The sequence below is a fragment of the Pseudodesulfovibrio sp. S3 genome (genome assembly GCF_004025585.1).
Lineage (GTDB): Bacteria > Desulfobacterota > Desulfovibrionia > Desulfovibrionales > Desulfovibrionaceae > Pseudodesulfovibrio.
This window is the reverse complement of the sequence record NZ_QTZO01000006.1, coordinates 1-15,683: the sequence shown is the minus strand read 5'-3', so window position 1 is coordinate 15,683 and position 15,683 is coordinate 1. Positions and strand designations below refer to the sequence as shown.

The 15,683-nt window shown below is 61.6% G+C and carries 16 protein-coding genes; 5 read left to right on the top strand and 11 right to left on the bottom strand.

Translation table 11 applies throughout. The features are described from left to right. The gene (locus DWB63_RS08450) at nucleotides 1-927 is read left to right on the top strand and encodes an ABC transporter ATP-binding protein (protein ID WP_128328393.1); all 927 of its coding nucleotides are present in this window, start codon (nucleotides 1-3) and stop codon (nucleotides 925-927) included. Further along, on the top strand, nucleotides 920-1,564 hold the full coding sequence (locus tag DWB63_RS08445; RefSeq protein WP_128328392.1) for an ATP-binding cassette domain-containing protein: 645 nt from the start codon (nucleotides 920-922) through the stop codon (nucleotides 1,562-1,564). The genes DWB63_RS08450 and DWB63_RS08445 overlap by 8 nt, the downstream gene beginning before the upstream one ends. 88 nt (nucleotides 1,565-1,652) lie before the next feature. Here DWB63_RS08445 and DWB63_RS08440 read toward each other — a convergent pair whose 3' ends face one another. Further along, nucleotides 1,653-2,714, bottom strand: coding sequence for a TOBE domain-containing protein (locus tag DWB63_RS08440; RefSeq protein WP_128328391.1), 1,062 nt, complete (start codon nucleotides 2,712-2,714; stop codon nucleotides 1,653-1,655). 244 nt (nucleotides 2,715-2,958) lie between these two features. On the opposite strand from DWB63_RS08440, the gene modA reads away from it, so the two are divergent. From modA to DWB63_RS08425, 3 genes are read left to right on the top strand one after another with little or no spacing between them, the layout of a single operon-like run. Then, nucleotides 2,959-3,687: a molybdate ABC transporter substrate-binding protein gene (modA, locus tag DWB63_RS08435; RefSeq protein WP_128328390.1), complete on the top strand. Its 729-nt coding sequence runs from the start codon at nucleotides 2,959-2,961 to the stop codon at nucleotides 3,685-3,687. Between the two features lie 3 nt (nucleotides 3,688-3,690). Then, nucleotides 3,691-4,359 (top strand): ABC transporter permease subunit, encoded by a 669-nt coding sequence (locus DWB63_RS08430; protein WP_128328389.1) that lies wholly within the window; start codon nucleotides 3,691-3,693, stop codon nucleotides 4,357-4,359. A gap of 7 nt (nucleotides 4,360-4,366) precedes the next feature. After that, complete coding sequence (locus DWB63_RS08425; protein ID WP_128328388.1) at nucleotides 4,367-5,092, top strand: DUF364 domain-containing protein; 726 nt, start codon at nucleotides 4,367-4,369, stop codon at nucleotides 5,090-5,092. Here DWB63_RS08425 and DWB63_RS08420 read toward each other — a convergent pair. The 10 genes from DWB63_RS08420 to DWB63_RS08375 all read right to left on the bottom strand — a co-directional run. Next, complete coding sequence (locus DWB63_RS08420) at nucleotides 5,089-5,697, bottom strand: histidine phosphatase family protein (protein ID WP_128328387.1); 609 nt, start codon at nucleotides 5,695-5,697, stop codon at nucleotides 5,089-5,091. The genes DWB63_RS08425 and DWB63_RS08420 overlap by 4 nt on opposite strands. Further along, entirely contained in the window at nucleotides 5,694-6,821 is a 1,128-nt protein-coding gene (locus tag DWB63_RS08415; protein WP_128328386.1) for a DVU_1551 family NTP transferase, read from the bottom strand. Before DWB63_RS08415 ends, DWB63_RS08420 begins: the two co-directional genes overlap by 4 nt. Further along, nucleotides 6,818-7,813, bottom strand: coding sequence for an XdhC/CoxI family protein (locus tag DWB63_RS08410; protein ID WP_128328385.1), 996 nt, complete (start codon nucleotides 7,811-7,813; stop codon nucleotides 6,818-6,820). The genes DWB63_RS08415 and DWB63_RS08410 overlap by 4 nt, the downstream gene beginning before the upstream one ends. Before the next feature lie 3 nt (nucleotides 7,814-7,816). Beyond that, a complete protein-coding gene (locus DWB63_RS08405; protein ID WP_128328384.1) occupies nucleotides 7,817-9,121 on the bottom strand; it encodes a DVU_1553 family AMP-dependent CoA ligase in 1,305 nt (434 codons plus the stop codon). Next, on the bottom strand, nucleotides 9,102-10,466 hold the full coding sequence (trsS, locus tag DWB63_RS08400; RefSeq protein ID WP_128328383.1) for a radical SAM (seleno)protein TrsS: 1,365 nt from the start codon (nucleotides 10,464-10,466) through the stop codon (nucleotides 9,102-9,104). Before trsS ends, DWB63_RS08405 begins: the two co-directional genes overlap by 20 nt. Next, nucleotides 10,463-10,918, bottom strand: a complete 456-nt coding sequence (locus DWB63_RS08395; RefSeq protein WP_128328382.1) for a DVU_1555 family C-GCAxxG-C-C protein — start codon at nucleotides 10,916-10,918, stop codon at nucleotides 10,463-10,465. The genes trsS and DWB63_RS08395 overlap by 4 nt, the downstream gene beginning before the upstream one ends. Beyond that, complete coding sequence (gene trsM, locus DWB63_RS08390) at nucleotides 10,908-11,540, bottom strand: DVU_1556 family methyltransferase (protein ID WP_241648751.1); 633 nt, start codon at nucleotides 11,538-11,540, stop codon at nucleotides 10,908-10,910. The genes DWB63_RS08395 and trsM overlap by 11 nt, the downstream gene beginning before the upstream one ends. A gap of 38 nt (nucleotides 11,541-11,578) precedes the next feature. Further along, complete coding sequence (locus DWB63_RS08385) at nucleotides 11,579-11,794, bottom strand: DVU_1557 family redox protein (protein WP_128328381.1); 216 nt, start codon at nucleotides 11,792-11,794, stop codon at nucleotides 11,579-11,581. Next, nucleotides 11,791-14,040 (bottom strand): pyridine nucleotide-disulfide oxidoreductase/dicluster-binding protein, encoded by a 2,250-nt coding sequence (locus tag DWB63_RS08380; RefSeq protein ID WP_128328380.1) that lies wholly within the window; start codon nucleotides 14,038-14,040, stop codon nucleotides 11,791-11,793. Before DWB63_RS08380 ends, DWB63_RS08385 begins: the two co-directional genes overlap by 4 nt. 75 nt (nucleotides 14,041-14,115) lie before the next feature. Next, a partial coding sequence (locus tag DWB63_RS08375) for a molybdopterin cofactor-binding domain-containing protein (protein ID WP_164879821.1) occupies nucleotides 14,116-15,683 on the bottom strand: 1,568 nt, incomplete at its 5' end.

Sequence of the window (15,683 nt, the reverse complement as noted above, 5' to 3'; positions counted from 1 at the left end):
ATGCTTGATGTCAAAAACCTTTCCATCGAGTTCAGCCAATACGATGGGAAATGGAAAAAACAATCCGTCCGGCCCGTACGCGACCTCTCCCTGAATATCCAAGCAGGAGAAATCGTCGCCGTGATAGGCTCCAGCGGTTCCGGGAAAAGCCTCCTTGCCCATGCCATACTGGGGCTGCTGCCGCATAATGCCAGATTGAGCGGAGAAATCCTGTTCAAGAACGAACAGCTCGACGGCCGCCGGATACGCACGCTGCGAGGAAAGGAAATATCCCTCATTCCGCAGTCCGTCGCCTACCTCAACCCGCTAGCACGGGTCGGCAAGCAGGTTTTCCGGGCAGCGAGACTGAGCGGCAAATGCTGCTGCACCGCATCGGAAAGCACGAACAAGGCATTTTCACGCTACAAACTCCAGGATGCCGTCAAGAGCCTCTTTCCCTTCCAGGTTTCCGGCGGCATGGCAAGACGCGTGCTGACCGCCACGGCCACCGCAGGGGATGCCAGTCTGCTCATTGCGGACGAACCGACCACCGGGCTGGACCCCAGGGTGGCGAAGCAATCCCTGTCCCATCTCAGGGAGCTGGCAGACTCCGGTAAATCGGTCATGCTCATCAGCCACGACCTTGATGCCGTTCTGGGCATCGCCGACCGGGTCGCCGTCATTTACGCCGGGACCACGGTCGAGGTCGTTCCCGCCGCCAGTTTCAAGGATAACGGAACGCTCATGCACCCGTATACACGAGCACTGTGGAGTGCGCTCCCGCAACAGGAATTCACCTTTCTGAAAGGGAACCAACCCAAGGATTTCGAGACCATCGAGGGCTGCATCTTCCACTCGCGCTGCCCGCAGGGAACCGAACAATGCCGCACTGCCGAGCAACCGCTTCGCAGTGTCGGCACAAACCAGGTGAGGTGCTGCCGTGCTTAAGGCCACAGACATCGCGTTTCGCTACGACAACGGCCCGTGGATACTGGACGGGACCAGCTTCACGCTCGGCCCCGGTGAAGTGGTCGGGCTCCCCGGACCCAGCGGACAGGGGAAATCCACCCTGGCCAAGATTCTTGCCGGATACCTGACGGCGCAACGGGGTTCGGTGACCTACAATCTCGGCCCCTTGCCCTGCAACACGTTCAACCCGGTGCAACTGCTGTTTCAACACCCGGAAATGGCCATCAATCCCCGCTGGAAACTCAAGGATGTCATCGCCGAAGGGCACACTCCCGACATAAAGACACTGGAGCTGCTGAACATAGACCCGCGATGGCTGTCCCGCTATCCCCACGAACTTTCCGGGGGCGAACTGCAACGCCTCGCACTGGCCAGGGCCATGACGCCGCAGACCCGTTTCCTCATAGCGGATGAGATGACCGCGATGCTCGACCCGAACACGCAGGCCCTGATCTGGGACGCGGTACTCGGCTGGGCAAAGTCGCGGAATGTCGGGGTGTTGGCCATCAGTCACGATCCCCACCTGCTCGGCAGGATCTCGAACAGGATAGACACCATGTTCGAAAAGGCGAACGAACCGGATGACGTTGTGGAAAGGATGCGCCCCGCAGCATGACGAAGGAACGGGTTCGAATACCGCATCCTGAAGACCGTCAGGCATCAAAGACTATACCGACGGCGTGTTGCCAGGGATTGGCAGTCTTTTAAAGCTGGACCGTATTCAAAACCACGGACAGGGCCTTGAACCAGAACTCGACCTCGGCCCCCGGCTCCAGGGCGAGTTCGGCGGCGCTTTCGGCCGATATCAGCGCGCAGACATCACTGCCGTCCGGCAGTCGCCCCATGACTTCCGACAGTACCGGCGTCCCGATGACCCGCAAGACCTTTGCCTTGAGCCTGTTTCGCGCGCTGCCCGTCAGCGGATGCTCTGATTTCAGGACATTCACCAGGGGAGCCTTGACCGTGGCAACGACCGGACTTCCTTCCGCGAGTTTCAAATTACGCAAGCTGTCCATGGTGATGACGGCGTGGATTCGGTTTCCGCCCCGTGTTTCCATGACCACCTCTGCCATGACCACATCGCTCACGATCGACACCACATGCCCCACAAACGAGTTTCTGGCGCTGGTCCGCTTGCGCATGGCCTGGTGGGCGCTACGCACGATGGAGTGAACGTCTCCCGGAGAGAACTGCTGGAAGTTGGCCGTCAGATCAAGGGAGGACTGTCCGAGGACGTCCTTGACGACGGTAATGGGCACGCCCCCTCTCAGCATTTCCACGGCTCGGGTGTTGCGCAGGGCATTGGGACACACCTGGTCCTTGGCCAGACCGCACTCCTTGCCGCGGGCGTAACAGATGCGCCGAAAATATCCCTGGTCGACCTGAAACAGCTCCCCCCGCAGACCGCAGCCCACAGGGCTTTCCTGCACCGTAACTATCTCCGAGAACAATTCTTCGGGCAGCGGGACTTCGCGCACCCGATCCTCTCGGCCGAGGCGGACGAACGGACCGGAGGAATCGAACGCCGCGGCGTCATCCAGAGAGAGTATCTCGCCCAAACGGGCGCCGGTATGCCGCAGCAACATGAAGATAAGCCACATGCGCGTCCTGGCCCTGACGCTGTCCATGCGGCTGGCCGAATTCTTCCACCGCACGAATGCCTCTTCAAAGGCCCGCAACTGGGACGGCTCAAGATAGCTTACCTGATCCGAGACGCTGAAGAATTCGCGTGGACACACCTTGCCGGATGACTTGACGTCGTTCATGATCATAATCCCATGGATAGTCACGCGTTCACATGTTTACGTGACGAGGTTGCTACATAACACTACAAATTATAGGTGAATTGTGAACATGACACAACCCGTGTGATGGCAGGCAATCCCATTGGACCTGCCGTCACACGGGACAGTCCGGCACGGCATTGCAGCAGGGATATTGACCGGCAGATGTGCCCCCCGACCTGGTCCGCCCCCACGCTGCACCCTCTTACCCTTAAGGAGAACCCCCATGCATTTCGTTCGATCCCTCGTCATCGCCGCCCTGATCATTGCCGCATTGGCAACGGCGGCCGCGGCGGAAAGCCTCGTCCTCGCTTCCGGTGCGGGATACAAGAAAATGGTCAATGCACTCAACGACGCCTACACGCAGAAAACCGGCCAAACCCTGGACCTCATTTACGGGAACATGGCACGCGTGACCACGCTGGCCAAGGAAAGCGGCAAGGTCGACATCGTGCTGGGCGACGAAAATTTCCTGGTCAAGGCAGGACTGCCCATGACCACCCGGCAGAAACTCGGACGCGGCAAACTGGTCCTGGCCTTTGCCAAATCCTCCCAATTTTCCAAACTTGAAGACCTGGACAACGACAAGGCCGGACGCATCGCCATGCCGGATACCAAGAAGGCCATCTACGGCAAGGCCGCACGGGAATTCCTGCAATCCACCGGCAGACTCCCGGCCATCCAGCCCCGGCTGATCGAAGTGGCCACCATTCCCCAGGTTTTTTCCTACCTGACCACCAATGAAGTGGACATGGGATTCCTCAATCTCACCCATGCACTGAATGTGAAGGACAAGCTCGGCGGTTTCATCGTCCTGGATGAAAACGCGTATTCCCCCATATACATCATTGCGGGCGTACTGGACGACTGCACGGACATGGACCAGGCCAAGTCGTTTCTGGACTTTCTCCAAACCCCCGAAGCCAAAAAAATCATTGAGCAAAACGGACTTTAACCAATGGACTTCATAGGGATATTGACCCAGCCGCAAACAACCGGCCCGTTGTGGCTCACCTTGAAAGTACTTGTCGCCGCCGGTTCGCTGCACCTGGTCAGCGGCATCCTTCTCGGATATTATCTGACATCCGGCAAAGGCATGATGCGCTCGGTGGTCGATTTCCTGGTGACGCTCCCCCTGGTATTCCCTCCCATAGCCACGGGGTTCATCCTGCTCATGTTGCTGGGACGGGCCGGCATGGCAGGGCGGATGCTCCCCGTGGACATCGTCTTCAGCTTCCCGGGCATTGTCCTGGCGTCATTCGTGGCCGGGCTACCGCTCATGGTCAAACCCGTGGAAGCGGCCCTCCGGGGAGACGTGCAACGGCTGGGCGAAGTCTCGCAGGTCCTGGGAAAAACCGACTGGCAGACCTTCTGGCTGGTGTTGCTGCCCAATGTCCGGCGCAATGTGGCTTCGGGATGGTTTCTCGCCCTGGGTCGATCTTTGGGCGAAGTGGGCATCACCCTGATGCTCGGCGGCAACATCATCGGCAAGACCAACACCCTGTCCCTCGAAATATACAATGCCGTGTTCAGCGGGGAATTCGACCGCGCATTGGTCATGTCCGCTGTCATCGGGCTCTTTTCCCTGTCCATTTTCATTGCACTCAAACGCCTTTCCGCTGTATAGGAACCCCATGAAAACAATACTCGAAACCGTCCGCGACAAGGCCATAGAACTCTGGACCAGGGAAGACATCCTGGCCGAACCCATCACCGTGTCGGCAGGTCCCTTGACCGTCGAGCAAGCCATCGGCAACCCGGAAGAGACCGACTTTCCCATTCAGAAGGGCAAGGAAAAATTGATGGAATCCAACTTTCGCGGCGCACGGGGTCAGGCCTTCACCGACCAATACGGCAATTTCAAGGGCACCCTGAGCCAGGTGGCGGCCCTGCCCCTGGACAACAACTTCAACCGCGCCGTGTTCGTGTCCACCCTCAATGCCGTAGCCCGATCCCTGGGGTCGGCCGAGCACACGATCCACTGCAAGGACGCCGGTCCCAAGCTGTGCGCGCAAACCGTATTCGACCACATCTGCGCGGAACACGGCACCTGCCGAATCACCATCATCGGGTACCAGCCTGCGCTGGCCCAGGCGTTGAGTTCAAAAACCCAAGTGCGGCTCATCGACCTTGATCCCGACAACGTGGGCAAGACCACCCATGGGGTTTTCGTGGAAGACGGCGACGCAACACAGGACGCCATCGACTGGTGCGACCTGCTGCTCGTTACCGGCACCACCCTGGCCAACGACTCCATCGACCTGTTCCTCACCGACAAGCCCGTGCTGTTCTACGGCACGACCATTGCCGGAGCCGCCAGCCTCATGGGCTGGAGCCGGTTCTGCCCACAGAGCTGCTAGGACTGAAGAAAAGAGGGGATATCTTCCGGCAAGAGCCCGGTTGCGGCAAGTTCGTGACCGGGTTGCATCGGCCTGAGAACCGTACAGCCCAGGTTGTCCGGCGCAAAATGAAACAGATCGTCCAACGGATGGCCGGTCAACCGGCACAGCACGGACCGGATAACCCCGGCATGGGTCACCGCCAGCACGGGCTGCGGCCCGGCAGCCAGCCCGTCCAGAATCCCCATGGCCCGATCCGCCACATCATTGAAACTTTCGCCGCCTGTCGGACGGAATGATCCGAATCGGCTCCCCCGCAAGGCATATTCTTCGGGAGATCGTTTGCGGATATCCTCGAAGGAAAATCCCTCCCACGCACCCATATCGATTTCATCCAATCCAGGCATCACTTCCACTGACAGGTGGAGCGATTCTGCCAACGGAGCAATGGTGTCCAAGGCCCGCTGAGACGGACTTGAACACAAACGGGCGAACCGCACGGCACGCAACGTTTTTTCCAACATCAGGGCCTGAGCCACGCCTTCGCCGGAAAGAGGCAACGGCGTCCGACCGATGCACCTCCCCCTGCCGCCGCTGGTCCGGGCATGACGAAGGAGCACGATCACGCCAACGCCTCCCGGGCGAGCTGTTCGGCGGGGACGTTCATCTCCCGGTCGAAACGAACCAGCACATCCCTGGCCCGGCCCAGGCGACCGAGTATGGCCTCTGTTGCACCCGTCTCATGGGCATACATCTTCAGCTTCTCCATGTACCGCGCCTCCAGGGAAACCGGAGCATGGCAACGGACCAGCTTGTCCGCCAGAAACACTATCTCCTTTTCCGAGATCGGCTCCTCTGGCCGAAGCGTCAGGTCGAAATGCGCGGCGACGATATCGGCGGCAGCGTGAAATCCGTGCAGATGCAGCAGTTCCGCCCCTGCGGCCTCATGCCGCTTCGTGCCTTTGCCTATGTCATGGGTCAGGGCCGCGCCACGCACCAGACCTGAGTCAAGAAGCGGTACTCCGCGCCGGGCGTTAAGGTGCTCGCACAAGGCTTCAGCCACCTTTGCAACAGCCCGGCAATGGCCGATGATGTGCTCCTGTACAGACTGCATTTCCCAGAGTTGCCGGCATTCGGCCTCGCAGGGGTATTCGGTCCCGGCCAGGGAACAGGCCAGCCCGTAATCGGCGGGATGGTCGATGTCGTGCACCGTGCCGAAATCCGCCACGTCCAGATCACGCGCACCCCCTTCATGCCGGTCGAGTACCACACGCAGCCCGCCCCGACCGTCATGGGTCAGGATATCGGGGATCAGCTCCCTGCCGATGATCGGAGGATGGCCGCGCTCCCCCCTGAACCGGGGGTACAGCACCGAGGGTTCGGTCCGCTGAAACTCCTGCAACAGGCGATCGACGGTCTCATTCCGCACCAGGGGCATATCCACCGGGAGCATGAAAAATGCCGACACATCCCCGGCCAGGGCCTGCACGCCCGTCAGCACCGAGGAGTACATGCCCTGCTCGAAATCCGCATTGTGAACAGGTTCGGCCCCGGCCTTGCGCGCGGCTTCAGCCACTTCGGAAGCCCGCTTGCCCGTGACCACCAGGACATGCTCCACGCCGTTGGCCCGAAAGACCTCGACGCACCGGGACACGACGGTTCCTCCTGCCAGCGGAAGCAACGGCTTGAATGCCGCACCCATGCGCGACGACAATCCCGCTGCCGGGATGATGGCGGCCAGTCTGCTCATGCCCCCTGCCCGGCCCGCACCTGAATCAGTTCGCCCACGATACTGACGCCGATTTCCTCGGGCGTCTGCGCGCCGATGGTCAGGCCGATGGGGGAATAACACCTGTCGATGTCAGCCTGCGTGAATCCGTCAGCCAGCAGGGACTCGTAAATCTTGTTGCGCTTCTTGCTGCTGCCGATCATGCCCACGTATCTCGCCTTGGTCCGCAGGGCCTCGGCCAGCACATTCCGATCATGCATGTGCCCCCTGGTCACGATGACGATGAAGGCGTCCTCATCCTCGGCCAGTCTGTCGCAGCACCCGGCAAAGGACGGCAGGACCACCACTTCATCGGCCTCGGGGAACCGTTCGACGTTTGCATATTCGGCACGGTCGTCAAGCACCACGGTGCGGAAACCGACCATGGCGGCCACGCGTGCAGTGAATCGGGAAACATGCCCCGCACCAAAAATATACAACGGAGCCGGAGGGATAAACGGCTCCGACAACCGCATGAAGTCAATGTATCTTTCCAAAACGGGCTGCGGGTTCTCAAGGGAACCGGTCCGAACGGCATGGCCCTCGGTGCACAGGTCTTCGGTCCCCGTTACATCGGTGACCAGGACCGCTGAAGTCCCCTTGCGCAGCAAGCTGTCCAGCTCGATATACGCCTTGGCGCACGGTCCGTTCGGAGCCACGACTTCGAGCAGCACGGACAACCCGCCGCCGCAAATCATGTCCGAATCGGCGGCCAGTTCCTGGGTCATGTCCACGAAGGTCAACTGGGCCTGACCATTCGGTGCGCCTGCCGCAATCATTTCCTGAGCGGACTTGCATGCCTGGGCCTCTGCCAGCCCGCCGCCCACGGTGCCTATGATGGAGCCGTCGGCCCGCACGGCCATCTTTGCGCCCGAAGAGCGCGGCGTGGACCCCGAACTTTCCACCACGGTCGCCAACACAAAAGGCTGTCCCAGCCTGATAAACTCATTTACGGAACGAACAAACGCTTTCATGGATCATTTCTCCAGATCAGTATGTATGCAACGCTTTCCCAGGCCCGCGATGGCCGGAGTACCGTCGTTCTTGACATCGATATCTATTTCCAGACAGCCAAAGGCGCGTCCGCGCTCCACGGCGGGCACGGTCTGCAAGGCAACACGCACGTCTCGCGACACGCCGTTGCCGCCGCACACGGTCAGACGCAGCCTGCCGCCGTCAAACCGTGCAGCGAAATCCGCTAGTCCGGGCACGCCGTACAGGGCCTCATTCAATGTCCGCAGCGTCAACGTTTCAGGACCTGTCGCCACGCCCTCAAGCCTACGGTAAATCAAAGGATCAAGGCGGCGCAAGGGGCTTTCACAGCTGCATTGCCCCGTGAGAATCCGGCCCGTGTCCCCGGTCCGATAACGGATGAGCGGCATTCCGCGCTTGAGCGGCGTGGTCACGACCATCTCCCCGAACTCGCCATCCGGCAATCCGGCGCCGGTTTCAGGGTCCACTATCTCCATGAACACGTCGGCCTCGCGCAGATGCATGCCCGAACCGGGTGCGCATTCGACGGCACCGCCCAGACCGGTCTCGATCATGCCCCAATGACGGAATACCCGGCACCCGAACAGACGCTCCACGTTGGCGGCCACGGCCTCCGGGATCGCGTCCCAACACAGCAATACCGACCGGATCGTCCCCTTGGGCAACCCCCGCCTCTGCCAGGCGTGGGCCAGCATATGGACATGGGCCGGGGAACCGACAACACAGTCCGCCGCCTCTTCCAGGCATTGGTCAAGGGCAACGTCCACGTTTTCCATGACCCCGTGGGTCACGGCGCGGCCACCGGCCCTGGTCAGGGCGTCGACCAGGAGCCGCCCGACCCCGCCGGGCCGGTCTCCGGGCATGAGCACGAGCACGGTCCGGCCCTTGCCCGCGATATTGCCCATGCCCCAGGCAAAATAATCCACCGTGGCCTCTAGATCTTCCTCGGTATGGAAAATCCGTTTCGGCGGCCCCGTGGTGCCGGAGCTGGTCAACGTCACCGCCCGTGCGACTGCATCCTGGGAAACACAAAGGAGTTGTTCCGGGGTCTCTCGCATATGGTCCGGGGTGATCGTGGGCAGGCGCGAAAAATCGTCAAAGGATTCGATTGCAAAGGCGTCAACGCCTTCCAGATGCCGGGCATAGAAGGGGCTGTTTGTCTGGGCATGGGCCACGATCTCCCGCAACCGGGCCAGCTGCCATTCACGGAGCTGGCCGGACGTGGGCGGCAGGTCCCGATCCCACTGCATGCGGCGCACGAGCCATTGGTCAAGAAACGGCAGGCCCATGACACCTTCCCCGGTACAGGGTTTCGCCGTCCATGGAGGTCAGGTTATAGGCGCAAAAGGGGATCAGCCGCCCGTCCGGCGACACGATATGGATACAGCATCCCTTGAGACGCTCAAGGTCCAGGGTCCAGCAATCCTGAAAGGCCATGGCCGAGACAGCCAGAGTGTGCGTGGCGGCGCGGGCGATGAACCTGTCCAGGTCATCCAAGCCGTTCAAATCGTCGCGGGCGGCCGCCATGGGCAGGACCTGTCCCGGGCTGGCCCATTGCCGCTTCACGAACGCCTTGGACGCATCCGCGCCCTCCGAGGCCGGACGCGGCGCACAGTCGCACCGGGCATTGGCCGACAACCGTTTCAACCCGCCCGTCTCCATGACCACATAATTGGCATGAAATGAACAGTGGGAATGCTCGCACCCCGGCGGCCGGAAATCCACGGCCCGAAGCGCCCCGTCTGTCTGCGCCTCAAGGAGCCGCATCAGTTCCGGCAGGGTGATGCGCTGCCCGTCTCCCGGGGCCTCCGGGTACCGGCCAAAATAACTCACCGGCTGGAAATGCACTCCGCGCACACAGGGCGAATGCGCCGCCGCCATGCGGATGATCGCGCCCACCTCCCCGTCGTTGACGCCCGGCACCACGGTCGGCACCAGCACCACACCGATCCCGGCCTGGGCCAGCGCCTCCACCGCCGCCAGTTTGCGATCCATTAACGGACGCCCACGCAAGGCGGTGTACACAGGGTCGCTCATGCCGTCGAATTGCAGGAACACGGAATCCAGTCCTGCCTGGGCCAGGCTGCGGGCGTATCCCGGCTCGCGGCCGATACGCAAACCGTTGGTGTTCAACTGGACAAAAGGAAACCCCTTGCCCTTGGCAACCCGGATCAACTCAGGCAGATCATCCCTGACCGTGGGTTCACCACCGGAAAGCTGGATATTGCAGGGACCGGAGGCGTGCATGACCTTGTCGAACAGCACACCAAGTTCCGCGATCGACGGGTCCGGTGGAGCACTTTTGCCGGACGAGGCAAAACAGACCGGGCAGCCCAGGTCGCACCGCCACGTCACCTCCAGCACCGCTGTGCAGGTATGCTGCCGGTGGGCGTCGCACAAACCGCAGTCGAGCGGGCACCCCTGGTCCACGCGGGTGGAAGGCTCTTTGGGCATGGAAGGAATCTTGACCCGGGACCAGTCGTTAAAATCGGGCTGGCCTCGCCAGACAATGGTCCGAAACGAACCGTGTTCAGGGCACTGCTTGACCAGAAACGTCTCATGGCCCACGGTTTCGTGCTCGGCCGCAATCGGCTTCAGGCATACCGGACAGACACTGCGCGCAACACGGTTCACGACAGATCACGCCCCTGGGACGGGTCCAATCCGTTCTCGACCAGGATTTCTCGCACCCTGGCAAAGGTGTCCGCCACCAACCCGCCGCAAATGGCGGGATTTGGCTGGCCGCATCCGCCACTGAGAATGTCGCCGCAGGAGATGCCGCCGAAATCCGCCGTGGCCCCGGCAAACGAATCGCGCAACGATTCAAGCATGACCGGCAGGACGGCCTCGGCCTCCTCGATGTCCGTGCCCTTGCCCGCGTACATGCCGAGCAGGAGTGCCGCTCCGGTCAGTACGCCGCAGGGACCGGAGCAGTCGCCCAGACCGTTGCACAACCCTGCGGCGGCGCGGACCAGATCGGGGTTCTCCCGACCCGTTTCCTCCAGGGCGAGCAGCACCATGATCTGGCTGCAGCAGTAGCCCTTGCCGCCCAGTTCCATCATCTTGATTCCGGTATCATCCAACATGTGACCCTTCCTGTTTTTGCGCGAGCATCAGATAGTAGCCGAGACGCCGGTCGCAACAGCACGCCCGGTCTTCCCCGTCCTGAGCAAAAATCAATCGTGCAGCGAGTTCCCTGAGATGACGGGAGTGGTCTTCCGTCACGTGCACGCGAAAGCCATGCGCTTCCGCCATGCCGCGAACAGCGGAGAGGGGTTTGGCCCGATCCGCGCAGGAAGCGCCCTGCGCAAGGCCTTCCTCGGGGGAAAAAAGATCGGCGAGGACCAGGTGTCCGCCCGGCCTGAGTACCCTATGGAATTCTCGTAGCCCGCCGGGTTTGTCTTCGAACAGGGAAAAAACGCACTCGCAAAAAACCGCGTCAAATACGGCTGACCGAAAAGGCAACCGGTCACCGCACGCCTGCACCAGCCCGGACGGGTCGACGGTCCGCCCGATCTGGCCGCCGGACGGCTCAATCCCCCAGGCCTCGGCCCCGAAACGGGATCGCAACCGGCCCACGGTGGCCCCCAATCCGCTGCCGACATCAAGGACACGCCAACCCGGCACCACCCCGATGGATTCCGCGGCCCGGTCCGTGACGAAGAATCCCCCCGGACGCAAGGTGTCACCGGCAGCCTTTCGCAGCACAGGCTTCTCCCAAAGCGGCATGGGAACGGACTGCACGGCTACTTGTCCTCCAGCAGCTGTTCCACCTGGTTCATCTTGCCCCGTGCAAGGTTTTCCGGGATGAGCACGGATTTGCATTTCGGACAGACCGGCAACTCCACCTTGAAATGAGAATCCAGATACTCCAATTCCACCGGCATGGAGACCAGTTCCTCATCGCAGGCCGCACATTTCCAGCCTGCGGCATCCGCTTCAGGCACCTTGATTACGCTCATGGCTGACCTCCCAATATGCGCATGCGGTGATACCATGCGTTATGAACCAGGAAGGCGTCTCCCTGCTGTTCGTATTCAACCCAATAGGTCACGATCGCGGGACGAAAGGACGCCAGGTAATGGCCGGTCCCACCATGAACGAACCGAGTTCCCGACTGCCGCGCCTGATAGAGGACCTTCTGCACGTCACTTTTCAATATACGCCGTGCTTCCAGATTGTTGGAGGCCTGTTCGGTAAAAAGGACCTCGATGGATTCATATGGCTGAAGTGCGCTGTCTTCATCATCCTGCCAGAGCTCGCGGAGCAGCCGCTCCCTGAGATGGACACGGTTCTCCCGCCTGACGGAATACCCCGGTGCCGGACGCGCTCCCGGATCGTCGAGCCGGGGATACAGCAGATCATAGAGATGCAAGGACCGTTTGCCGGTCCGGGAGATCATGTCCCGGCACATGACGCAGTAGGAAACAGTATCCTCATCCATTCCTTGAGCGCGCCGGCCGGCCGCAGCCATGCCCAGATCAGGGTTCGCCTCGGACAGAAGTCCGCCATAGCCGCAGCACTGGGTGTATTCCCCATTCATCTCCGGCTCCGACATCGTCACCTTGAGCTGATCCAGCAAAGCGCGGACATCCTCCTGCAAGGCAGTGTCGTGCCGGGCGGCGCAGGGGTCGTTGACGGCCAGTTCGCCGCCCTTGAAGGAAGCCCCCCCGGGCAGGCCCAAAGCGCGCAGGACAGACCAGTGCGACAGCAGTTCCGCTTCGGGCATACTCTGCCGCAGGGTCTTGAGACAGGTGGGGCAGGCGACAATGATCCGGGGTTTGCCCAGGGATTCCCATTCACCCTTCAATGCGGTCATGGACGCTTCCGCCATGGCCTCCTGTCCGGCCCATTGTGCGGGCGTGCTGCAACATCGGAGCATCAACCCGACACTGCCGAGCCGGTTGCGCAGATCGGCATACGCGGCTTCCACCCCTTCGGGATCCGAGGCCGTCAACTGGCAGCCGGGGAAAAACACATACTCGCTGACGTCGCCTCCCGGCGCATGTCTGGTCAGGGCACATTTCTCGCCGTCGGCAAAGGCCATGTCCCGCAGGGCAAACTCATGGGCCGACGGCGGCATCTTGCCCTGTTTGACCAGCCCCCGGCGCGCCTGCAGGCAGACGTCAGCCATGGAAAAGTCTTCCGGACACAGGACCTCACACTGCCCGCAGAGCATACAGGAATTGATCAGCCCGTTGGCCTGGCGCGTGCCCATGACGATATTTTCATTGTTGTAGATCTGCCGGACGTAAATCTTGGGATAATGCTTGTAATGCCTGAGGTACTCGCAACTTTTCACACATTCCATGCATTCGCATTGGAGGCACCTTCGGGCCTCGTCACGCGCTTGTGCTTCGGTGTATCCGGCTTCGACGGCAACGGGCTGGACCGGTTCCACCTTGGCCAGATTGGTGTAAAGCCGCGTCTCATACGGGCCTTCCAGCTCCCTGTTCGAAACCATGGATACGCCCTGTGTAAACCGCTCTATGGAATTGGCGGCACGGCGGCCCGTGGCGGCCTGGAGTACGGCCGAGGTTTCTCCCGTGCGGCTGGCGAACAATCCGGATTCCCGGGTGCCGAGGGTGATTGCATCAGGCTCCCCGAAGGAAAGGACCTCAGCGGGCATGTCGTCGCTGTCCACAAAGACCGCGTCCTTTTCAGCAAGCAGCGACTCCACCAGAGCCGGAGAGATCGAAGCGCCCGCCTCGATGACGGTCCCCATGGCCTTGAGGCTGTCCAGCTCGCGTTGCAGGACGCCTTCGGGCAGGTCCGGCAAAGATCCGCCGGGCGTAACGCAATACAGGGCCACCTGAAATCCGCGCCGCACCATTTCCCAGGCAGCGCACAGGCCGGTCATGCCTGCGCCGACCACGGCCACGGATTTATGACGAGAAGGCAGGAGCCGGGGCGGCGGGACCGGTTTGGCCTGCTCGACGCAAAACCGCTCAAGCCGATCCATTTCAACGGCGCCCCCCGCATCCTTGCGGGCGCAAACGTCCTTGCACGGCCCGTCACACAGCCGGGCCAATACACCCGGAAGAGGCATGGTCTTGGCGAGAACCGCCCATGCCTTGTCCCAACGCTGCTGGGCCACCTGAGCGCAGAAGGATTTTGCATCCACATGCAGAGGACAGGCGGCGATGCACCAGGGCACCTCCTCCTGCACACACTTACGCTCCCATTGTCTCAATTCTGACTGTTCCATAATTGCCCTTGCATATCCAAATTAAAGAAAGCGGTCCATGCCTTAACACGGACCGCTCCCGTTATTCATTGCAGGTTAGGCCTTGAGTCCGGCCAGCACCTTTTCGGGAAGGGCCGGCAATTCCTTGATCCGCACGCCACAAGCATTGTAAATGGCGTTGATGATCGCCGGGTGCGGACCGCACAGCGGGATCTCGCCGACGCCGGAAGCACCATAGGGGCCATCTGGGCGCGGGCTTTCCACATAGATGATCTCCATGTTGTCCGGGATGTCCTTGATGTACGGAAGCCCCGCGCCGACCATGGTCGAGTGCTTCTTGATGTCCTCGTAATCCTCGGACAGGGCCAGGCCGATACCCTGGGCGATACCACCGTAGATCTGACCGTCGGTCACCAGGAAGTTGTTCACCTTGCCGATGTCGGCCACCATGGTCATTTTTTCCACGGTGGTCTTGCCTGTGGCCACTTCCACGGCCACCTCGGCCATGAACACGCCGTACATATAGCAGCAGAAGGGGCTGCCCTGACCGTTCTCGTCACAAGCGTTGGCCGGGGCCGTCCACTTGCCGTGATAGCGCAGATCCAGCTTCTCGGCCTCCATCTCCGCATGGGTGCGGAAAGAACCGTTGGGCTTCTTCATGGCTGCGATGAGCTGCTCGCAGGCATTCTTGGTGGCCTGGCCGGTCACGACCTGCGAACGGCTGCCGCCTGCCGGTCCCGCATTGGGAGCCAGGCTGGTATCGTTCATGACCAGATGAATCTGTCCGGGTTTCAGGTTCAGGGGCAGCAAGGCCTCGTGGGCCGTGCCCAGAGAACCCATGTCAGCGCCCTGGCCGTGGTCTTCCCAGCAGGTATAGAGGGTCACGCTGCCGTCGGCGTTCAGCTCGATGTCCACTTCGGAGGAGTCCGGTCCGTCCAGGCCGGAGCCGTACACGGACACGGCAAGGCCCACACCGCGCTTGACCGCATCGGTAGAATCCGCGGCCGCCTTCTTTTTGGCCGCCTCATACTTGGGGCGGAGCTTGTCAATCATCTCGGGCAGCGAGTAAACTTCGGGGTCCTGTCCCGAAGGGGTGGTGGAACCCTTGCGGTAGACGTTCTTGTAGCGCAGTTCCAGGGGGTCCATGCCGAGCTTTTCTGCCAGCTCGTCCATGAGCACCTCGGACGGGAACTCGGACTCGGGACCGCCGTAGCCGCGGAAGGCCGCGCCCCAGGCGTGGTTGGTGCAGACGGTGCGTCCCTCGCCCCGGATGGCCGGGACGTCGTAGCCCGCGCCGATGAACTGCGCGCCGCGCAGGGTCAGCAGGTCGCCGAACTCGGAATACGGGCCGTGGTCCACGGTCCAATCCGTTTCCATGCCCAGCAGCTTGCCGTCCTTGGTGGCCGCCATGCGCACGCTGGTAAACTGCGGCGAACGCTTACCTGTGTAGGTCTGCTGCTGGTACCAGGTGTAGTTCAGGAAGACCGGACGGCCCGTTGCCAGGGCGGCTGCGCCCACAAGGGCTTCCATGGTCGGGCTGAACTTGTAGCCGAAAGTGCCGCCGGTCGGGTTCTGGACCAGAACGAGGTTTTCAGGCTCCACGCCCAGGCCCGGGGCGATCATGTACAGGTGCAGGTGCAGGCCGATGGATTTGGAGTGAATGC

Coding starts and splice junctions, on each gene's coding strand:
- DWB63_RS08450 (WP_128328393.1), top strand. CDS start 1: ATGCTTGATGTCAAAAACCTTTCCATCGAGTTCAGCCAATACGATGGG.
- DWB63_RS08410 (WP_128328385.1), bottom strand. CDS start 7,813: ATGAAAGCGTTTGTTCGTTCCGTAAATGAGTTTATCAGGCTGGGACAG.
- DWB63_RS08425 (WP_128328388.1), top strand. CDS start 4,367: ATGAAAACAATACTCGAAACCGTCCGCGACAAGGCCATAGAACTCTGG.
- DWB63_RS08430 (WP_128328389.1), top strand. CDS start 3,691: ATGGACTTCATAGGGATATTGACCCAGCCGCAAACAACCGGCCCGTTG.
- DWB63_RS08405 (WP_128328384.1), bottom strand. CDS start 9,121: ATGGGCCTGCCGTTTCTTGACCAATGGCTCGTGCGCCGCATGCAGTGG.
- DWB63_RS08440 (WP_128328391.1), bottom strand. CDS start 2,714: ATGAACGACGTCAAGTCATCCGGCAAGGTGTGTCCACGCGAATTCTTC.
- DWB63_RS08380 (WP_128328380.1), bottom strand. CDS start 14,040: ATGGAACAGTCAGAATTGAGACAATGGGAGCGTAAGTGTGTGCAGGAG.
- DWB63_RS08385 (WP_128328381.1), bottom strand. CDS start 11,794: ATGAGCGTAATCAAGGTGCCTGAAGCGGATGCCGCAGGCTGGAAATGT.
- modA (WP_128328390.1), top strand. CDS start 2,959: ATGCATTTCGTTCGATCCCTCGTCATCGCCGCCCTGATCATTGCCGCA.
- DWB63_RS08415 (WP_128328386.1), bottom strand. CDS start 6,821: ATGAGCAGACTGGCCGCCATCATCCCGGCAGCGGGATTGTCGTCGCGC.
- DWB63_RS08395 (WP_128328382.1), bottom strand. CDS start 10,918: ATGTTGGATGATACCGGAATCAAGATGATGGAACTGGGCGGCAAGGGC.